Source organism: Xenophilus arseniciresistens (assembly GCF_028023875.1).
In the GTDB taxonomy this organism is placed as follows: domain Bacteria; phylum Pseudomonadota; class Gammaproteobacteria; order Burkholderiales; family Burkholderiaceae_C; genus Xenophilus; species Xenophilus arseniciresistens.
In genome coordinates this window covers 82,953-101,923 of sequence record NZ_JAQIPB010000009.1, presented here as the reverse complement: position 1 = coordinate 101,923, position 18,971 = coordinate 82,953, and the positions used below count along the sequence as shown (strand labels likewise).

The 18,971-nt window shown below is 66.5% G+C and carries 14 protein-coding genes; 11 read left to right on the top strand and 3 right to left on the bottom strand.

Features of this window, described 5'->3' with window-relative positions; all coding sequences use genetic code 11:
* The first annotated feature begins 22 nt into the window (after positions 1-22).
* From PGB34_RS18240 to PGB34_RS18225, 4 genes are read left to right on the top strand one after another with little or no spacing between them, the layout of a single operon-like run.
* Positions 23-1,369 (top strand): ABC transporter substrate-binding protein, encoded by a 1,347-nt coding sequence (locus PGB34_RS18240; RefSeq protein WP_271429529.1) that lies wholly within the window; start codon positions 23-25, stop codon positions 1,367-1,369.
* On the top strand, positions 1,369-2,331 hold the full coding sequence (locus tag PGB34_RS18235) for a carbohydrate ABC transporter permease (protein ID WP_271429528.1): 963 nt from the start codon (positions 1,369-1,371) through the stop codon (positions 2,329-2,331). Before PGB34_RS18240 ends, PGB34_RS18235 begins: the two co-directional genes overlap by 1 nt.
* Positions 2,315-3,133 (top strand): carbohydrate ABC transporter permease, encoded by an 819-nt coding sequence (locus PGB34_RS18230; protein WP_271429527.1) that lies wholly within the window; start codon positions 2,315-2,317, stop codon positions 3,131-3,133. The genes PGB34_RS18235 and PGB34_RS18230 overlap by 17 nt, the downstream gene beginning before the upstream one ends.
* Positions 3,134-3,143: 10 nt before the next feature.
* Complete coding sequence (locus PGB34_RS18225) at positions 3,144-4,223, top strand: ABC transporter ATP-binding protein (RefSeq protein ID WP_271429526.1); 1,080 nt, start codon at positions 3,144-3,146, stop codon at positions 4,221-4,223.
* Positions 4,224-4,271: 48 nt separating this feature from the next.
* Here the strand turns inward: PGB34_RS18225 and PGB34_RS18220 are convergent, their stop codons facing one another.
* Positions 4,272-5,201 carry a CysB family HTH-type transcriptional regulator gene (locus PGB34_RS18220; RefSeq protein ID WP_271429525.1) on the bottom strand — a complete coding sequence of 310 codons (930 nt, stop codon included), beginning with the start codon at positions 5,199-5,201 and terminating at the stop codon, positions 4,272-4,274.
* A 314-nt stretch (positions 5,202-5,515) separates the two neighbouring features.
* Here PGB34_RS18220 and PGB34_RS18215 point away from each other — a divergent pair, with 314 nt between their 5' ends.
* The 5 genes from PGB34_RS18215 to PGB34_RS18195 all read left to right on the top strand — a co-directional run bounded on the left by PGB34_RS18215 (position 5,516) and on the right by PGB34_RS18195 (position 15,133).
* The gene (locus PGB34_RS18215) at positions 5,516-8,047 is read left to right on the top strand and encodes a type I restriction-modification system subunit M (protein ID WP_271429524.1); all 2,532 of its coding nucleotides are present in this window, start codon (positions 5,516-5,518) and stop codon (positions 8,045-8,047) included.
* A complete protein-coding gene (locus PGB34_RS18210; RefSeq protein ID WP_271429523.1) occupies positions 8,031-9,356 on the top strand; it encodes a restriction endonuclease subunit S in 1,326 nt (441 codons plus the stop codon). Before PGB34_RS18215 ends, PGB34_RS18210 begins: the two co-directional genes overlap by 17 nt.
* A complete protein-coding gene (locus PGB34_RS18205) occupies positions 9,353-11,008 on the top strand; it encodes an ATP-binding protein (RefSeq protein WP_271429522.1) in 1,656 nt (551 codons plus the stop codon). The genes PGB34_RS18210 and PGB34_RS18205 overlap by 4 nt, the downstream gene beginning before the upstream one ends.
* A gap of 118 nt (positions 11,009-11,126) precedes the next feature.
* Complete coding sequence (locus PGB34_RS18200) at positions 11,127-14,444, top strand: type I restriction endonuclease subunit R (RefSeq protein ID WP_271429521.1); 3,318 nt, start codon at positions 11,127-11,129, stop codon at positions 14,442-14,444.
* Entirely contained in the window at positions 14,444-15,133 is a 690-nt protein-coding gene (locus PGB34_RS18195; protein ID WP_271429520.1) for a M48 family metallopeptidase, read from the top strand. The genes PGB34_RS18200 and PGB34_RS18195 overlap by 1 nt, the downstream gene beginning before the upstream one ends.
* A 118-nt stretch (positions 15,134-15,251) precedes the next feature.
* On the opposite strand, the gene PGB34_RS18190 is transcribed toward PGB34_RS18195, so the two are convergent.
* Both PGB34_RS18190 and PGB34_RS18185 read right to left on the bottom strand, forming a co-directional pair.
* The gene (locus PGB34_RS18190) at positions 15,252-15,890 is read right to left on the bottom strand and encodes an MBL fold metallo-hydrolase (RefSeq protein ID WP_271429519.1); all 639 of its coding nucleotides are present in this window, start codon (positions 15,888-15,890) and stop codon (positions 15,252-15,254) included.
* Between the two features lie 40 nt (positions 15,891-15,930).
* The gene (locus PGB34_RS18185) at positions 15,931-16,827 is read right to left on the bottom strand and encodes a LysR family transcriptional regulator (protein ID WP_271429518.1); all 897 of its coding nucleotides are present in this window, start codon (positions 16,825-16,827) and stop codon (positions 15,931-15,933) included.
* A gap of 140 nt (positions 16,828-16,967) precedes the next feature.
* Between PGB34_RS18185 and PGB34_RS18180 the strand changes: the two genes are divergently transcribed.
* Positions 16,968-17,825, top strand: a complete 858-nt coding sequence (locus PGB34_RS18180) for a cysteine hydrolase family protein (protein ID WP_271429517.1) — start codon at positions 16,968-16,970, stop codon at positions 17,823-17,825.
* 46 nt (positions 17,826-17,871) lie between these two features.
* Complete coding sequence (locus PGB34_RS18175; RefSeq protein ID WP_271429516.1) at positions 17,872-18,951, top strand: ABC transporter substrate-binding protein; 1,080 nt, start codon at positions 17,872-17,874, stop codon at positions 18,949-18,951.
* The last annotated feature ends 20 nt before the right edge of the window (positions 18,952-18,971 follow it).

Genomic DNA, 18,971 nt, shown 5'->3' with positions numbered 1-18,971 from the left:
ACATCGCTCCACGAACCCGACCATGCAAACATCGCACGACGCCCGCCGCCGCCAACTCATCGCCACCGGCGCCGCCATCGGTGCGGGCGCATTGCTGCCCGCACGCGCACCGGCCCAGGGCGGCGCGAAGAAGTACCAGGGCGTGACCCTGAACGTCTCGACCTTCAGCGCCGCGTATCCGAAGCTGCTGCAGCAGTGGCTGCCCGAGTTCGAGGCGCTCACGGGCGCCAAGGTCAACTTCGACGCGCCGGGCTTTCCGGTCTACAACCAGCGCGCCGATCTGGAGCTGTCGACCAAGGGCTCGGCCTATGACGTGGTCAACGTCACCTTCATCTACTCCAGCCGCTGGATCAACTCGGGCTGGCTCACGCCGCTGGACGAATTCATCGCCAACCGCAACCTCACGCCGGCCGACTTCGACATCAACGACTTCCTCCCCGGCGCGCGTGCACCCGAGACCGGGCGCGATGGCAAGCTCTACGGCATTCCATGGACGGCCGAGGCGCTGCTGAGCGTGTCTTCGCGCTTCGACCTGGTGCAGCAGGCGGGCCTGCCCTACCCCGACACCACCGACGACCTGGTGAAGGTGCTGCGCGCGGTGAACAAAAAAGAGCGCGTGGCGGGCTTCGTTTCCGACAGCCACTACGGCTGGACCTTCGTGCCCTATCTGCACGCCTTTGGCGGCGACGTGTTCCGCAAGGCGCCCGATGACCTGTTCCCCACCCTGGACACGCCCGAGGCCGTTGCCGCGGCCGAGTACTACGCCAGCCTGATCCGCGAGTTCGGCCCCGATGGCGCCATCACCTACCAGCCCGACCAGGTCACGCAGGCGCTCAAGCAGGGGCGGGTGAACTTTGCCGACGCAGGGCAACTGCACCTGGCGCAACTGGGCGACGCGGCCAGCAGCCGCACGCTCAAGACCTTGAAGTTCGGCCATGTGCCCAAGGGGCCTGCGGGCCGGTTCCCGGGCACGGCCGTTCATGGCCTGGGCATTCCCACAGGCTCGAAGAACAAGGAAGCCGCCTGGGCCTTCATCCAGTGGGCGCTGTCCAGGCAGACCACACGCCGTGCCGTGGCCGCCGGCTACGGCTCGCCCGCGCGGCGCAGCGACATCGATTCGCAGGCCTATCGCGCGCGGCAGGTCATCAACGGCAGCGACCTCGCGCAACTGGCGCTGGACGCCATCGAGCAGGCTTCCAAAACCGGCCACATGAAGTACCGCACCGTGGCCGTGTACCCGCAGGTGGACCAGCAGCTCAACAAGGCCATCGCGCTGATCGCCAGCGGCCAGGCCAGCGCCAAGCAGGCGCTGCAGCAGGCGCAGGCGCAGTCCATCGCGGCGCTGCAGCGCGCGGGGCTGAACGTCTGATGTCGGCCGTCCTGCAACCGCAGCCGCATGCGCATCCCGCCCTGCACGCGCCGCTTGCGCGGCCGGCGGGCTGGGCGCGCGAACGCCGGCTGGCTTTTGCCGGCGGGCTGGCGCCTTCGCTGGTGGTGCTGCTGCTGATCACCCTGCTGCCGGCGCTGGCGCTGTTCACGGCCAGCCTCACGCCGCTGTCGCTCACCGACCCGGCGGGCACCTTCCGCTTCGACGATCCGCTGGTCAACTACCGCCAGCTGCTCAGCGACGAGCGCTTCACCGACTCGGTGGGCACGCAGCTCAAGCTCTCGGCCGCCAGCGTGGCGCTGCAGCTGGGCGTGGGCCTGGGCCTGGCGCTGCTGCTCAACGGACGCTCCAAAGCGCTGGGCGCGATGCGCACCGTGTTCTTGATCCCCATGGTGCTGCCACCCATCGTGGTGGCGCTGATCTGGAAGATCATGTTCACGCCCGACGTGAGCCCGCTGCACCGCGCGCTGGAGGCCGTGGGCGCGCCCGTGCGCTCGCTGATCGCCAACCCCGACACGGCGCTGTGGGCCATCGCCTTGGCCGACACCTGGCAGTGGTTCCCCTTCACCATGCTGATGGTGCTGGCGGCGCTGCAGATGATCCCCGAGGAGCCGCTCGAGGCCGCGCGGCTGGACGGCGCCAACCGCTGGCAGCTGCTGCGCTTCATCGTCTTTGCGCACATCCGGCCCGTGCTGGTGGTGTGCGGGCTGTTCCGCCTCATCGACAGCTTCAAGGCCTTTCCGCTGATCTACGTGCTGACCGACGGCGGGCCCGGCACCGTCACCGAGGTCAGCAACTACTACGGCTTCATCCAGGCCTTCAACTTCTCGTACTGGGGCTATGGCAGCGCGATCGCGATGGTGATCCTGGCTGGCGTCTTCGTGCTGAGCTGGGGCGTGGGCCGGCTTGGATGGAACCGCAGCAGCCATGACGCAGCGCATTGAGACCGCCGCCCGCGGCCAGGTGCTGGCGGCCGCGCTGATCCTGGCGGTGGTGATGTTCCCCTTCCTGTGGCTGGTGCAGCTGGCCTTCAAGCCCGCGGCCGAACTCTTCGACGATGCGCTGCTCTTCACGCCCACGCTCGAAGGCTTTCGCAGCCTGCTGCAGGGCAACTTCCTGAAGTCCTTCTGGAACAGCCTGGCCGTGAGCACGCTGTCCACCGCGCTGTCGCTGCTGATCGGCGTGCCCGCGGCCTATGCGCTCACGCGCTGGCGCTTCAGAGGCCGCAACAGCGTGGCGCTGTGGATCCTGGTCACGCGCATGGCGCCGCCCATCGCCTTCACCATTCCCTTCTTTCTGGCCTTTCGCTGGCTGGGGCTGCAAGACACCATCGCGGGGCTGGCACTGGTCTATCTGACCTTCAACCTGGCCATCGTGATCTGGCTGATGCAGACCTTCTTCGAGGCCGTGCCGCCCGCGCTGGAAGAGGCGGCCTACATCGACGGCTGCGGCGTCTGGCAGGCTTTCTGGCGCATCACGCTACCGCTGTCGGCACCGGGCCTGGCGGCCACGGCCGTGCTGTGCTTCATCTTCTCGTGGAACGATTTTTTCTACGCGCTGATCCTCACGCGCACCCAGGCCATGACGGCCCCCGTGGCCATCGTCAACTTCCTGCAGTACGAAGGCTGGGAGTGGACCAAGATCGCGGCCGCCGGCACGCTGGTGATGCTGCCGGTCGTCATCTTCACGGTGCTGGTGCGCCGCTACCTCGTGCGCGGGCTCACGGCCGGCGGCGTGAAGGATTGAGTTCTTGCCTATGGCCTCCATCACACTGAATCAGATCGTCAAGCACTACGGCGAGCAGCCGGTTCTGCACGGCATCGACGTCCACATCCACGACGGCGAGTTCGTCGCGCTGGTCGGCCCTTCGGGCTGCGGCAAGTCCACCCTGCTGCGCGCCATCGCGGGGCTGGAGCCTATCAGCGGCGGCGAGATCCGCCTGGGCGAGCGCGTGCTCAACGACGTGGCGCCGCGCGATCGCAACATCGCGATGGTGTTCCAGAACTACGCGCTCTACCCGCACATGACGGTGGCGCAGAACCTGGGTTTCGCGCTCAGGCTGCAGGGCGTGGGCAAGGCGCAGATCGCGCGCCGCGTGCAGGAGGTGGCCGACGTGCTGGGCCTGGCGCCGCTGCTGGGCCGCCACCCGCGCCAGCTCTCGGGCGGGCAGCGCCAGCGCGTGGCCATGGGCCGCGCCATCGTGCGCCGCCCCGAGGCCTTCCTGTTCGACGAGCCGCTGTCCAACCTCGACGCCAAGCTGCGCGTGCAGATGCGCACCGAGATCAAGGCGCTGCACCAGCGCCTGGGCACCACCACGGTCTACGTCACGCACGACCAGGTGGAGGCCATGACCATGGCCGACCGGATCGTGGTGCTCAAGGACGGCCGCGTGGAGCAGGTGGGTGCGCCGCTGGCGCTGTACGACCGGCCGCGCAACGCCTTCGTGGCCGGCTTCATCGGCTCGCCGGCGATGAACCTGCTGCCGGGGCAGCTCGCACTGGACGGCGCGCCGCGCGTGCGCACCGACGACGGCCTGAGCCTGCCGCTGCCCGCTTCTGCAGCGCCTGCGGGTGCCGTGCATGGCCAGCGCGTGCTCTACGGCGCACGACCCGAGCACTGGCAGCTGGCCGCCGCACACGAAGGCCTGCCGGCCGAGGTCATCGTGGTGGAACCCACGGGCGCCGAAACGCAGGTGGCCCTGCGCGTGGGCCGGCACGACGTGCTGGCTGCCTTCCGCGATCGCGTGGGCCTGCGCAGCGGCGACCGGCTGGGCCTGCGGCCCGATGCGGCCCAGGCCCACCTGTTCGACGCGGCCAGCGGCGCGCGGTTGAACTGATTGAGGCGCCCTGAAGGCTTGGCTGCGCTCGCCGGCTGGACAACCGTTTCATGCGATGCGGGCGCCGCGCAGCGCCTGCGTCACCACCTGCGGCGTGAGCGTGGGCGCGAAGGATTCGATGAAGGCATAGACATACCGGCGCAGGTAGCTGTCGCGGCGCACGGCCAGCTTGGTTTCGTTCACGCCGAACAGGCTGCCCGCGTCCACCGCACGCAGCGCGGTGTCGCGCTCGGGGTCGTAGGCCACGCCCGCCACGATGCCCACGCCCATGCCCAGTGAGACATAGGTCTTGATCACGTCGGCGTCCATCGCGGCCAGCGCGATGTCGGCCTCGATGCCCGCTGCGGTGAACGCCGCGTCGATGCGCGTGCGGCCCGTGAAGCCGGTGTCGTAGGTGATGAGCGAGAAGCGCGCCAGCGAGGCCAGCGTCAGCGGCGCCTGCAGCACCGGATGGCCCTGCGGCGCGACCACCGAATGGGTCCAGCGGTAGCTGGGCAGCGCCAGCAGCTGCGGGTAGTCGGCCAGCGCCTCGGTGGCGATGCCCACGTCGGCCTCGCCGTCCAGCAGCATCTGCGCAATCTGCCGCGGCGAGCCCTGGTGCAGGTGCAGCCGCACATCGGGGAACTGCGCGCGAAAGTCCTGCACCGCTTCGGGCAGCGCATAGCGCGCCTGCGAATGCGTGGCCGCGATGGACAGCGTGCCGCGCTGCTGGGCTGCGAACTCCTCGCCCGCGCTGCGCAGGTTGGCGCTCTCGCGCAGCATGCGCTCGATGATGGGCAGGACGTGGCCGCCGGGGCCGGTCAGCCCCGTCAGCCGCTTGCCCGAGCGCACGAACAGCTCGATGCCCAGCTCCTGCTCCAGCTCGCGGATCTGCCGGCTCACACCCGGCTGCGAGGTGTGAAGCGTGTGCGCCACGTCGGTGAGGTTGAAGTTGCAACGCACGGCCTCGCGGACCGAGCGCAGTTGCTGGAAATTCATGGGGCGGCGCGCTTCGGGAGATCAGGGCCGCCGATTCTGCGCAAAGGGCCTGGCGCGGGGAACGACCGAATCGTTGCTACCAAATAAGGCAAACATCTAAACGCGCGCCACTGGCGCAGGCGCTGAGCGTGCTGCCCGCGGCCGGCCAGCACGTATTGACTGCGGCGACGGCCAACTGGTGCGCCATGCGTGGTGTGAGGGCTCAAGGCTGAGCGCCAGGGCAGGTCGCAAAGGGTGTGTGAAACAATCCCGGCGCCCTTGGCACCCGTCGCCGCAAGGGTGTGTTTCTCTGGCCCGAAAGCCTTCGTTTTTTCATGCCCCTCACCCTGCCTCAGCTTGAACGTCATTTGTTCAAGGCCGCCGACATCCTGCGCGGCAAGATGGATGCCTCCGAGTTCAAGGAGTACATCTTTGGAATGCTGTTTCTCAAGCGCTGCTCCGACGTGTTCGACCAGCGGCGCGAGCAGGTCATCGCCGAACGCATCGCAGCTGGCGAAACGCCGCAGCAGGCACAACTGACCGCTGACTACACCCGCTGGTACAAGATCGACGGCTTCTTCTGGGTGCCGCCGCAGTCGCGCTACAGCCACCTGCTGAACGAGGCGCATCACAACGTGGGCGATGCCCTGAACAAGGCGCTCAGCGGTGTAGAGACCGGCAACACCAGCCTGGCCGACGTGCTGGAGCACATCGACTTCACGCGCAAGGTGGGCGCCAGCAAGATTCCCGACATCAAGCTGCGCCAGCTCATCACGCACTTCGGCAAGCACCGGCTGCGCAATGAGGACTTTGAGTTCCCCGATTTGCTGGGCGCTGCCTACGAGTACCTGATCGGCGAGTTCGCCGACTCGGCGGGCAAAAAAGGCGGCGAGTTCTACACCCCGCGTTCCGTGGTGCGGATGATGGTGCAACTGCTCAAGCCACAGCAGCACCATGACATCTACGACCCGTGTGTAGGTTCGGGTGGCATGCTGATTCTGTCGAAGGAATACATCGAAGAGCACGGTGGCGATGGCCGCAAAGCCAACCTCTTTGGCCAAGAGTTCAACGGCACGGTGTGGTCCATCGCCAAGATGAACATGCTGCTGCACGGCATCAGCACCGCCGACTTGCGCAATGAAGACACCCTGGCCGAGCCGCAGCACGTGGAAGGTGGTGAACTGCGGCGCTTCGACCGCGTGCTGACCAACCCGCCCTTCTCCATCAACTGGGGCACGGCAGACAAGAACGCAGATGGCTCACCGGCCTGGGCACCCAAGTTCCCCGAACGCTTCAGCCATGGCCAGGTGCCGCTCGGCGCGAAGAAGGCCGATCTGATGTTCCTGCAGCACATGCTGGCCGTCACACGCGATGGTGGCATGGTGGCCACCGTGATGCCGCATGGCGTGCTGTTTCGCGGCGGCGAAGAGCGGGCCATTCGCAAGGGGATCATCGAAGACGACCTGCTCGAAGCCGTCATTGGCCTGGCCCCCAACCTGTTCTATGGCACCGGCATTCCGGCCTGCATTCTGGTGCTGCGCCAACGGTCGGTACTGGGTGCCAAAGTCGTCAGCAGCAAGCCGGCCGCGCGCCGGGGCAAGGTGCTGTTCATCAATGCCGACCGCGAGTTCTTCGAAGGCCGGGCACAGAACCACCTGCTGCCCGAGCACATCGAAAAGATCGTCAGCACCTTCGACGCCTTCCAGGCCGTCCCGGGCTTCTCAGCCATCGTCGACAACGACACACTGCTGGCCAACGACGTCAACCTCAACATCCGCCGCTACGCCGACAACGCGCCACCGCCCGAGCCGCACGACGTGCGCGCGCATCTGGTGGGCGGCGTGCCCAAGGCGGAGGTCGAGGCCAAAGCCGCGTTGTTCGCCGCCCAAGGCCTGGAGCCGCTGGACCTGTTCGTCGAACGCGATGCGAAGTACTTCGACTTCCGTCCGGCGCTGACCCAGCGTCAGGATCTGAAGACCGCCATCGAAGGCAATGCCGGTCTGGTGGCGAAGGAGGCTGCGCTTCGCACCGCCTTCGAGCAATGGTGGCAACAGCACAGTGGCCAGATCGTGGCGCTGGCCGGAAAGACGCCACAAAACGGCAGCACAAGCAGTGCCAGCCTTGTGGCCCTGCGCACCGAGCTGCTGACCGGCTTCAGCCGGAGCCTGGAACCCATCGGTTTGCTCGACTCTTTTCAGGTGCGCGGCATCGTCGCCGGCTTCTGGACTCAGACCAAGTATGAATTTCTCACCCTGATGGCGCGGGGCGCACCGGGCGTGGTCGATGCGTGGCGTACCAGCATCGTCACGGCGTTGGAAGATATGGCCAGCAAGGAGAACCCGCTCGAACACAAGCTGGTGCGCTTTCTGATGAGTGACTTCATCGAGGCCATTCGCGAACTGGAGGCGAAGAAGGCCGAGCTGGACAGCCAGATCAAGGCCACCGACCCCAAGGCGGCCAAGGAGGACGAGGGCGAGGAGGGGGAGGCCGCAGAGGCAACAGAAGCCGAAGCCAACGACGAGAGCGCCGTGAGCGAAGAACAGCTCAAGGCCTGGAAGAAGGAACTGGCCACCGCCAAGAAGCAGCTCAAGGCCCGGATGGACAGCTTCACCACGCAACTGCACCAGCAAGTGGATGGCCTGTCGCCCGAGCAGGCCGCCGACCTGCTGCTGACCGTTCTTCACGACGACATGCGTGCCATCGTCGAGCGCTACGTCGCTGCCCAACGCAAGCGCGTCGTGGCGGCGGTTGAGAACTGGTGGGACAAGTATCGGGTGACGCTGACGGAGATCGAAGGGACGCGGGATGCGGCGGCGAGAGCGGTACAGGGGTTTGTGAAGGAGTTGGGGTATGTCCAATCCAACTGAAGATCAACCGTTGCACCACTACCAGCGTTTTCTCCAGCAGCTGCCACAAGACTGGGGTCGCATGCAGGTTCGACAGCTCGGCTCGGTTGTTGGTGGCAGTACCCCGTCCCGTACCGTTCCATCGTTCTGGCGTGGAACGATCCCTTGGGTCACACCTGGCGAGGTGAGTGGAAAGACAGGCAAGCTCCTGCATGGAACCAACGAGCACATCAGTGCGTCTGGTTTGGTGGGCAGTGGAGCGAACCTGCTGCCGGCAGGGTCTCTGCTCGTGACGACTCGCGCGACGCTGGGCGTTTGTGTCGTCAATGCTGTGCCGATGGCTACCAACCAGGGGTTCAAGTCCATCGTTTTCAGGCAGGCGGCGGACTCTGCCTTTTACGTGCACCTCTTTGATAAGGTCAGACCTGAACTCGTACGCCGAGCATCAGGCACAACTTTCCTAGAAATCTCCGGCAGCGAGTTCGGTTCAATCGAGGTGCCCGCGCCCAGCCAAGGCGAGAAGCTGCAAATCAGCAGAATCCTCGACACCCTCGATACCGCCATCCACGAAACCGAGGCGATCATCGCCAAGCTCAAGGCCGTCAAGCAGGGCTTGCTGCACGATCTGCTGACGCGCGGCATCGACGCCAACGGCGAACTGCGCCCGCCCCAGGCCGAAGCGCCGCATCTCTACAATCTTTCGCCTTTAGGATGGATTCCGAACGAGTGGGCGGTTCTACCGCTAGAGCAAATCACCGAAGTACCCATCTGCTACGGCATTGTTCAAGTATTCGGCTTCGTTTCCAACGGTGTTCCCGTATTGGCCATTCGGGATCTGCATGGAGACTACACAACAGGCATTCATAGAACGGCATTGAGTATTGATGCTGCCTATCCGCGCAGTCGTGTGCGCCCAGGCGACGTTCTGCTATCAATCAAAGGAACGCTTGGGCGGGTGAGTGTTGTGCCGAGCCACTTCGTTGGCAATATCAGTCGTGACATCGCTTTGATCCGACCGACGCCAACGGTTCTGCCGCAATATCTCGCCAAGATGCTGCAATCGTCCATAGGGCAGCGGCTGCTTTTTTCTGCGCAGGTTGGCACTACTCGCGGTGAGATTTCAATTGCACCGCTGCGTCGCATGGAGGTTCCCGTGCCTAGCGTTGCTGAACAGAAGCAGCTTATAAAGTTGCTCGAAGCCTCTGAAACTCAAATCAGACATGAAGAGTTGGCCCTAAAGAAATTGCGCTTGCAGAAGTCAGGCCTCATGGACGACCTCCTTACCGGCCGCGTCCGCGTCACTCCGCTGCTGAATCCCACCCCAGCATGACCCACCGCCTGCCACCCGCCGAATCCCTGACGGTCGAATTCAAGAGCGACCGCAAGCGCCTGCCCGATGCCGAGTTGGTCGAGGCGGTGGTCTGCCTGGCCAATGCCGAGGGCGGCGAGCTGTGGCTGGGGGTGGAAGACGATGGCACGGTGACGGGTCTGCACCTTGAGCATGCGCTGCTGGCCGGTCTGCCCGGTCTGGTGTTGGCGCGCACCTCACCCGCGCTGACTGTGCAGGTGGATTCGGTGGACATCGGCGGCGTGCGCGTGGCCCGCATCGCGGTGCCCAAGGGCCAGACCGAAATCGCGACCGCCTCGGGCGTGTACCTGCGCCGCCGCATCAAGCACGACGGCACGCCCGAATGCGCGCCCATGCTGCCGCATGACCGGGCCAGCCGGCAGGCGCACCTGGGCCTGACGGACACCTCGGCCCAGGCGGTGGCGGGCGCCATGCTGGCCGATTTCGACCCGCTGGAGCGCGAGCGGCTGCGTCAGGCGGTGCAGCAGTACGGCGGCGACCGGGTGCTGCTGGAACTGGACGACGAAGCCCTGGACGGCGCGCTAGGCTTCACCGCGCGGCAGCCCGATGGCACGCGCACGCCCACGCTCTGCGGGCTGCTGCTGATCGGTCGTGAGGCAGCGCTGCGCGAACTCGTGCCCACACACGAGTTCGCCTTTCAGGTGCTGGAGCGTGAGGCCGTGCGCTTCAACGAGTTCCGTCGCTTCCCGCTGCTCAAGGCGCTCGACTGGCTGGAAACCAACTTCCGCCCCTACAACCCGGAAGAGGAGTTGCAGGTGGGCCTGTTCCGCGTGCCGGTGCCGCTGGTGGACTTGGCCTCTTTTCGCGAGGCCGTGGCCAATGCGCTGATTCATCGTGATTACCACCGGCTGGGCGCGGTGCACGTGCGGCTGGACGATGCGGGCCTGACGGTCAGCAACCCCGGCGGCCTGGTGGATGGCGTGACCTTGGCCAATCTGCTGACCACCGAGCCGCGCCCGCGCAACCGCACGCTGGCCGACGCGATGAAGCGCATCGGCCTGGTGGAGCGCTCGGGCCGCGGCGTGGACACCATCTACCGCGGCATGCTCAAGTTTGGCCGCCCGGCTCCGGACTATGGCCGCACCGACGCCAGCAACGTGGTGCTGCGTTTGCCGACCGAGGCGGCTGATTTGGAGTTTCGCCGGCTGGTGGTGGAAGAAGAGCGTCGGCGCAGCAGCGAGCTGCCCATCGACAGCCTGATTGCGCTGGCGGCCTTGCGCGAACTGAAGCGGGTGTCGGCCGATGAGCTGGCGGCTCGCATCCAGCGCGATGCGGCCAGTGCCAAGCGCACGCTGGAAGCGCTGACCGAGGCCGGGCTGGTGGAAGCGCACGGGAATGCGCGGGGCCGCAGCTACACCTTGTCGGCCGCTGTCTACGGCGCTTCGGGCAACAAGGCGGGCTACACCCGTCAGGCGGGCTTCGCGCCGATCCAGCACGAGCAGATGGTGCTGAACTATGCGCGCCAGCATGGCCAGATCCGACGGGCCGAGGTGATGGAGCTGTGCCGCCTCAGCGAAGGCCAGGCCAAGGACCTGATCAAGAAACTCAAGGGACGCGGCGTGCTGGTGCAGCATGGCGAGCGCCGGGCTGCTTACTACACCGCCGCCACGTGACCGGGCAGCGGCTGTGTCACGGGGCGCTTTGGATGGCTTTGGATGGCTTTGGATGGCTTTGGATGGCTTTGGATGGCTTTGGATGCAGCCCTCCAATCGTTTCAGGAGGTGCTGAGGCATGGGCTGGGAACTTGAGGATGTGGAGCAACCCTTTGTGGCCCAGCTCCAGATGCTAGGCTGGGTGCACGTGGCCGGTAGTCTGGACCATCCGCAGGCCACCGGCCGCATGCACTTTTCCGAGGTCATCCAGGAGCAGGTGCTGCGCACCCAGTTGCGTGCGCTGAACCCCGGCCCGGATGGCCAGCCCTGGCTGGACGACAGCCGCCTGTCGGAGGCTGTGGCTGCGCTGACGCGCCTGGGCACGCACAAACTGATGGAGGCCAACGCCAAGGCCACCGAGCTGCTGCTCAAGGGGTTGACGGTGGAAGGGCTGCCGGGCTGGGATGGGGGCCGCGGCCAGACCCTGCGCTACATCGATTGGGAGGCACCCAGCCGCAACCACTTCACGGTCGCCAGCCAGTACCGCGTGGACTGCCTGCCGGGCTTCAACAGCGCCAAAGCCTTCATCGTGCCTGACCTGGTGTTGCTGGTGAACGGGGTGCCGCTGGTGGTGGCGGAGTGCAAGAGCCCGTCCATTCCCGAGCCGCTGGCCGACGCCGTGGACCAGCTGCGCCGCTACAGCAACCAGCGCAAGGCGGCGTTCGAGGTGGATGAGAACGAAGGCAATGAGCCGCTGTTTGCCACCAACCAACTGCTGATAGCCAGTTGTGTGGACGAGGCGCGCGTGGGCTGCATTGGCGCGGGCTTCGAGCACTTCGCGCAGTGGAAGACGGTGGTTGGGCCGGAGGGGGGCGGGGCCGAGTCGGAAGTTGCGCAGGCGCTGGGCAAGAGCAAACTCAACGCGCAGGAGCGTTTGATCGCCGGGCTGCTGGCGCCTGCGCATCTGCTGGACGTGGTGAAGAACTTCCTGCTGTTCATGCAGATCGGCGGGCAGACCATCAAGTCGGTGTGCCGCTACCAGCAGTACCGGGCTGTCAACAAGGCCATCGCACGTCTGCGCACCGGCCAGACCCGCCTGCAGCACGGCGAGCACGACCAGCGTGGGGGCATCGTCTGGCACACCCAAGGCTCGGGCAAGTCGCTGACCATGGTGTTTCTGGTGCGCAAGATGCGCGCCGACGTGCAGTTGCGCCGCTTCAAGGTGATTGTGGTGACCGACCGCAAGGACTTGCAGGCCCAGCTGTCCGCCACGGCAACGTTGACTGGCGAAACGGTGGAGGTGGCCGGCAGCACGGTGAAGGTGAAAGCGCTGGCTCGGCAGAAGGGGCCGGGGCTGGTGTTTGCCACCATTCAGAAATACCGCGACGGCGATGCGGCCGATGAGACCGCATTGACCGCCGATGACCTGCCCAAGGCGGAAGAAGCAACACCCAGCTACAAGGTGAACGTCAACTTCGAGGTGCTGAACGAGGACGAGAGCATCCTGGTGCTGGTGGACGAGGCCCATCGAACCCAGGCCGGCGACCTGCACGCCAGCTTGCTGGCAGGGCTGCCCAACTGCGCGCGCATCGGCTTCACGGGCACGCCGATCATCATGGGCGACAAGAAGCGCACGCACGAGATCTTTGGCGAGTTCATCGACCGCTACACCATCAAGGAAGCCGAGGCCGACGGTGCGGTGGTGCCAGTGCTGTACGAGGGGCGAACCGCTCGGGGCGCGATCAAGGAGGGGGCGAGCCTGGACGGGTTGTTTGAAGACCTGTTCCGTCAGCTCACCCCCGAGGAGCTGGAGGCGATCAAGCAGAAGTACGCCACCAAGGGCCACATCTTCGATGCGCCGGCGTTGATTGCCGACAAAGCGCGCGACGTCCTGCGCCACTATGTGACGAACATCCTGCCCAACGGCTACAAGGCGCAGGTGGTGGCCTACAGCCGCCTGGCGGCCGTTCGGTACTACGGCGAGTTCAAGAAGGCGCGCGACGAGCTGCTGGAAGAGGCGCAGGCCCTGAGCGTGCAGGACAAAGTTCTGGACGACGAGGCCCTGTGCCAACGTCCGTCCAAGGTACAGGCCGCGGTGCAGGCCTGGCGCTTTCGTGAGGTGCTCGCGCGCATCGAGTTCGCACCCATCATCTCCGGCAGCAACAACGACGATCCGGGCTGGAAGGCCTGGACAGAGGGAGCCGTGCACGACCCGCTGATCAAGCGGTTCAAGAAGCCCCTTTTCCATGCAGACCCCGCCAAGACGGACCCGCTGGCCTTTCTGATCGTGAAATCGATGCTGCTGACCGGCTTTGACGCGCCCATCGAAGGGGTGATGTACCTGGATCGGCCGATCCGCGAGGCCGAACTGTTTCAGGCCATCGCACGCGTCAACCGCACAGGCTTCGGCAAGCGCTGCGGCATCGTCGTGGACTACTACGGCGTCGCGCAGCATTTGAAGGAAGCGCTGGCGGCTTATGCCGACGAAGACATCGAAGGTGCTTTGGCCTGTTTGAAGGACGAGGTGCCGGTGCTGCGGGATCGGCACCTGCGGGTGGTCGATCTGTTCCGGTCGCGCGGCATCGAGTCGTTGGCGGACGCGGAGGCCTGTGTGGATGCGCTCGGCAGCGAGCGCTTGCGAGCCGAGTTCGCGGTCAAGCTCAAGGCCTTTCTGGCCTCATTGGATACGGTGCTTCCGCGCCCCGAAGGCCTTCCGTATTCGGCGGATGCGAAGCAATTGGCCTACATCTACGCGCGGGCGCGCAACCGCTACAAGGACACCCCGGTGCTCGGCAAGGACGTGGGGGCCAAGGTGCGCAAGTTGATCGACGACCATGTGATCTCACTGGGCATCGATCCGAAGATTCCTCCGATTCAGTTGACCGACGCGGACTTCGACACGCACATCGCCCGCGCCGCCAACGACCGGGCCAAAGCGTCGGAGATGGAGCATGCGATTCGCTCCCATATCCGCAAGCACACTGATGAGGACCCGGTGCTGTACCGCAAGCTCTCGGAGCGGCTGAGCGACATTCTGAAGTCCCTGGACGCGCAGTGGGACGAGCTTGTCGCGCAGTTGCAAAAGCTCATCAACGAGCTGACGGGCGGCCAAGCGGGTGATTCGGATGCAACGGATGATCTGCCGGTGCACTGCGCACCATTTCTGCGGACCGTGCTGGACGAGGTCGGTACCGGGCAGCCACCGGCGCCGGCTGAGCTGCAGCGCTTGAAGGATGTGACGGTGGAGCTGGCCGAGCTGCTGGTTCAGGAGCTGCAGAGCAATCCAAATATCTGGACACCCAGCAAACGGGCGGACCAGGACCACCTGAATGCCCAGCTGTTCGAGCTTTTGATGAACTTGCGGCCACCTCTGGTGGACGTGGACAAGGCGGGTGCGCTGGCAGACAAGCTGATGGCGCAGGCTCGCGCCAACCATGACAAGCTGGTGCGCGTGTGATGCTGGTCGTTGATGACCTGCGGCTGGCCGTGCAGCGCAGCGCGCGCCGTCGGACGATGCAGATCACCGTGGAACGTGATGGGGCGCTGATCCTGTCTGCGCCGCCACGGGTCGCTGAGGACGCGTTGCGTGCCTTCGTGCAGGAAAAGCGTTTCTGGATCTACACCCGACTGGCCGAAAAAGATCGCCTGAAGCGGCAAGTGCCTCGCAAGGAGTTCGTGGACGGTGAAGGGTTTCTCTATCTGGGTCGCAGCCATCGGCTGAAGCTGGTGGACGAGCAGGATGTGCCGCTGAAGCTGAACGCGGGCCGCTTCTGCCTGGCAGCTGGCGCCTTGCTGGATGCACGCGAGCATTTCGTCCGGTGGTACAGCGGCCGCGCGAAGGCCTGGCTCTCGGGCCGTGTGGCCGAATACCAGGGCCGCATGGAGGTGGCGCCGGCTGGGGTGCGAGTGCAGGACCTGGGTTACCGATGGGGGTCATGCGGAAAAGGCGATTGGCTGTACTTCCACTGGAAGGCCATCCTCCTGCCTGCGTGCATTGCCGAGTACGTGGTGGTGCACGAGATCGCTCACTTGCATGAGCCGCACCACACGCCGGCCTTCTGGCTGCGCGTGGAGCGCGCGATGCCGGACTATGTCCAGCGCAAGAGCTGGCTGGCAGAGCGCGGCATGGAGGTGGAGGGGTTGTGAGTGCGTCCCGTGCCAGACGCACTGCCAGCAAGTCTGCTTCTGGTGTGTGCGTGCGTTGTGCACATCTCAGGAAAAGTCGAGCACGTGGCTGCTGTGTCGTGCGAAGACTGCTCGCAGCTCAGGTCCCGGCCACATAAGGATTGCTGCGCCGCTCGCGCCCGAAGCTGCTTTCGGGCCCGTGGCCCGGGATGAAGACGGTTTCGTCGCCCATCGGCCACAGCCGCTCGGTGATGCTGGCGATCAGCTCGTCATGGTTGCCGCCCGGAAAGTCGGTGCGGCCGATGCTGCCCGCGAACAGCACGTCGCCCACGAAGGCCCGCTGCGCGCTGGCCGAATGGAAGACCACATGGCCCGGCGTGTGGCCCGGGCAGTGGCGCACGTCCAGGGTTTCGTGGCCCAGCGTGACGGTGTCGCCGTCGTGCAGCCAGCGCGTGGGCGTGAAGGGCTCGGCCGGCGGAAAGCCGAACATGGCGCTTTGCTGCGGCAGGCCGTCGATCCAGAACTGGTCACCCGGGTGCGGGCCGACGATGGGCAGGCCCAGCCGCCGGGCCAGCTCGCCCGTGCCGCCCGCGTGGTCGATGTGCGCATGCGTGAGCCAGATCTGCTCCAGCATCAGGCCCAGCGCCTGGGCGGCGGCAATGATCCGGTCGAGTTCGCCGCCGGGGTCGATGACGGCGGCTTTGTGCGTGGCGTCGCACCACAGCAGCGAGCAGTTCTGCTGGAAGGCGGTGACGGGCAGGGTCTGGTAGCGGAGCATGCGCGCATTGTCGTGGCGCGGCCGCGAAGGCATGCCGGCCTCAGGCCGGCAGCGCCGCCAGCCGCGCGCGCAGCGATTCGGCGAAGGCATAGGCGATCACCGGCAACTGGCGCCCGCGCAGGCTGGCCAGCACCAGTTCACCGCGCGGGAAGCCGCGGTCGTCGATGTCGCGCGCGATGATCTCGGAGCCATCGGCCACGGCGCCCACGGCCATCTGGAAGGAGATCGACTGACGGTCGGCCAGGCAGCCCCGCAGGAACTCGAAGCTGTTGCTCTCCACCATAGGATGAAAGCGCGCGGAGCTGCGCGCGAGGAAGCGCTCCAGCAACTGGCGCCCGCCGGTGTCGCGGTTGGGCAGCACGACGGGGTAGTCCGCGCATTGCCGCAGCCGCAGGGCGTGCGCCGCGGCCAGCGGATGCTGCGCATGCATCAGGGCCATCAGGCGCTGCTCCACGGCTTCGATGCGGTCGATGTCGGGCTCGGGAGGCAGGTTGAAGACCAGCACCAGCTCGGTCTCGAGGGTGCGCAGCGCATTGGCGGCCTGCACGTGGTCGCCGATGCGCGCATCAAAAGCCACCAGCGGATGCTGCTCGCGGAAGGCGGCGATGGCCTCGGGCAGGAAGCGCGGCGCCAGGGCCTGGCTGGCCACGATCCGCACGCGGCCCCGGCGCAGGCCCTGCAGCTCCTCGATTTCGGAACGCACGCGTTCGAGTTCGGCGCCGCGGTCGCGGATGTAGCGCACGAACAGCTCGCCCGCGGCCGTCAGGCGCATGCCGCGCGGCAGTCGCTCGAACAGCGGCGTGCCCAGTTCCTCCTCGAAATCCTGGATACGGCGGTTCACGGCCGAGGGCGCCACATGCAGGCGCTCGGCCGCCTGGCGGATGGAGCCGGCGCGGGCGACCTCGTCGACGTAGCGCAGCAGTCTGAGGTGGTTCATGGCAGGGCCTGAGGTGGGAGCAGCGCGCAGGCCATGCAATGGGCATGCCTGCAAACCGTTGCCGTTTGGGCAACGCAACTGACGCAACAAAGCAGCGAAAAGTGCGCGCCACTGGCACGGTCGGTGCGTCCGCTTCGGGCATGAACGCCCCCTTGCCCGCTTCGCGCCCCGATTTGGCGCACCCCGGCCCGCCAGAGATCCGCTTCGGCCCGTCGGCGCACAGCGCCTGGACGCTGGGGGCCGATGGCAGCGTGAGCTTCGTGCGCCACGCACCGCCGCCGCGGCCCTTGCGCCTGGCGGCCACGCCGCAGCCCGTGCAGATCGACCTGGCGCGCACCGCCCTGGTGGTGGTGGACATGCAGAACGACTTCTGCCACCCCGAGGGATGGTTCGCGCAGAAGGGCCTGGACATCGGCGCCGCCCGTCGCCCCATTGCGGTGCTGCAGACGCTGCTGCCGGCCTGGCGCGCTGCGGGCGCGACGGTGCTCTGGCTGAACTGGGGCATTCGCGCGGATCGGCTGAACCTGAGCCCCACGGTGCAGTTCAAGGGCAAGGGCCGCGCCGACGGCGTGGGCTACGGCGAGCGCTCGCCGCTGGACCGCGGCCCTTCGCTGGTGCAGGGCGAGTGGGGCGCACGTCGCATCGATGAACTGGAGGCCGACCCTGCCGACATCACGGTGCACAAGCACAGGCTCTCGGGCTTCTGGGACAGCGAGCTCGACAGCGTGCTGCGCCACCAGGGCGTGAGCACGCTGCTGTTCGCCGGCATCAACACCGACCGCTGCGTGTTCACCACGCTGCAGGACGCGGCCTTCCTGGGCTACGACTGCGTGCTGCTGGAGGACGCCTGCGCAACCTCATCGCCGACCTACGTGAGCGATGGCGTGCTCTACCTCGTGCGCCTGCTGCACGGCTTCGTGGCCTCGGCTGCCGACCTGATGCCGGCGCTCGAGGCCGCCCGCGTGAGCGCCCTTTCCTCTGCTTCCTCCGCCTCCTGATCTTCTCTTTCGCGCAATCCCCCGAACCCAACCCGGAGCCTGAACCATGAACTTCCTCCTCCTTCTTCTTCGCGCATGCCTTCGCGCCTCGCGCCGTGCCGGCGCTGCCGTGGCGCTGGGCGGCAGCGGCCTCGCGATGGGCCTGGCCGCCCTGCCCGCGGCGGCCCAGACGCCGGTCAAGATGGTGCTCAACTGGAAGTACGAGGGCGCGCAGTCCTGGTTCTTCCTGGCGCAGGACAAGGGCTACTTCAAGGCCGAGGGGCTGGACGTGAGCTTCGACCAGGGCGAAGGCTCGGCCGCCTCCGTGCCCAAGGTGGCGGCCGGCGCCTACCAGGCGGGCTTTGGCGACATCAACGCGCTGATCGACCTGGCTTCCAAGCGCCCCGACAACGCGCCCGTGGGCGTGTTCATGCTCTACAACACGCCGCCCTTCGCGCTGGTGGTCAGGGCCGACAGCCCCATCCGCGTGCCGGCCGACCTCGAGGGCAAGACCGTCGGCGGCCCGGCCAACGATGGCGCGCTGAAGCTGTTCCCGGCCTTTGCCCGCATCGCGAAGGTCGATGCCTCCAAGGTCACGATCACCAACATGGCGCCGAACCTGCGCGAGCAGATGCTCTCGCGCGGCCAGATCGACGCAGGCTTCGGCTACGTGACCACCGTGTCCTTCAGCGCGCGCGGCATGGGGCTGGACCCGGCCAGGGACCTGCGCTTCATCCGCTATGGCGACCACGGCATGGACCTGTACGCCAACACCATCTTCTTCTCGCGCAGCTTCGTCAAAGACAACCCGAAGGCCGTGCTGGGCTTCGTGCGCGCGCTCAACCGCGCGATCAAGGAAGTCATCGCCAACCCGGACGCGGGCATCGATGCGCTGATGAAGCGCGAGCCGCTGCTCAAGCGCGACGTGGAGAAGGACAAGCTGCTGGCCACGCTCAAGAACGACATGAGCCACCCCGAGATCGCCCGCATCGGACTGGGCGACGTGGACGACGCGCGCCTGAGGAAAAACATCGAGATCGTGGCCGAGGCCAACCAGCTGCCGCGCGCGCCCGGCGTGCGCGAAGTGTTCGACCGCAGCTTCCTGCCCGCGCGCGCCGAGCGCCTGTCCGCCACCACCGCGCCCTGAACTTCCAACGCCTCCAACGA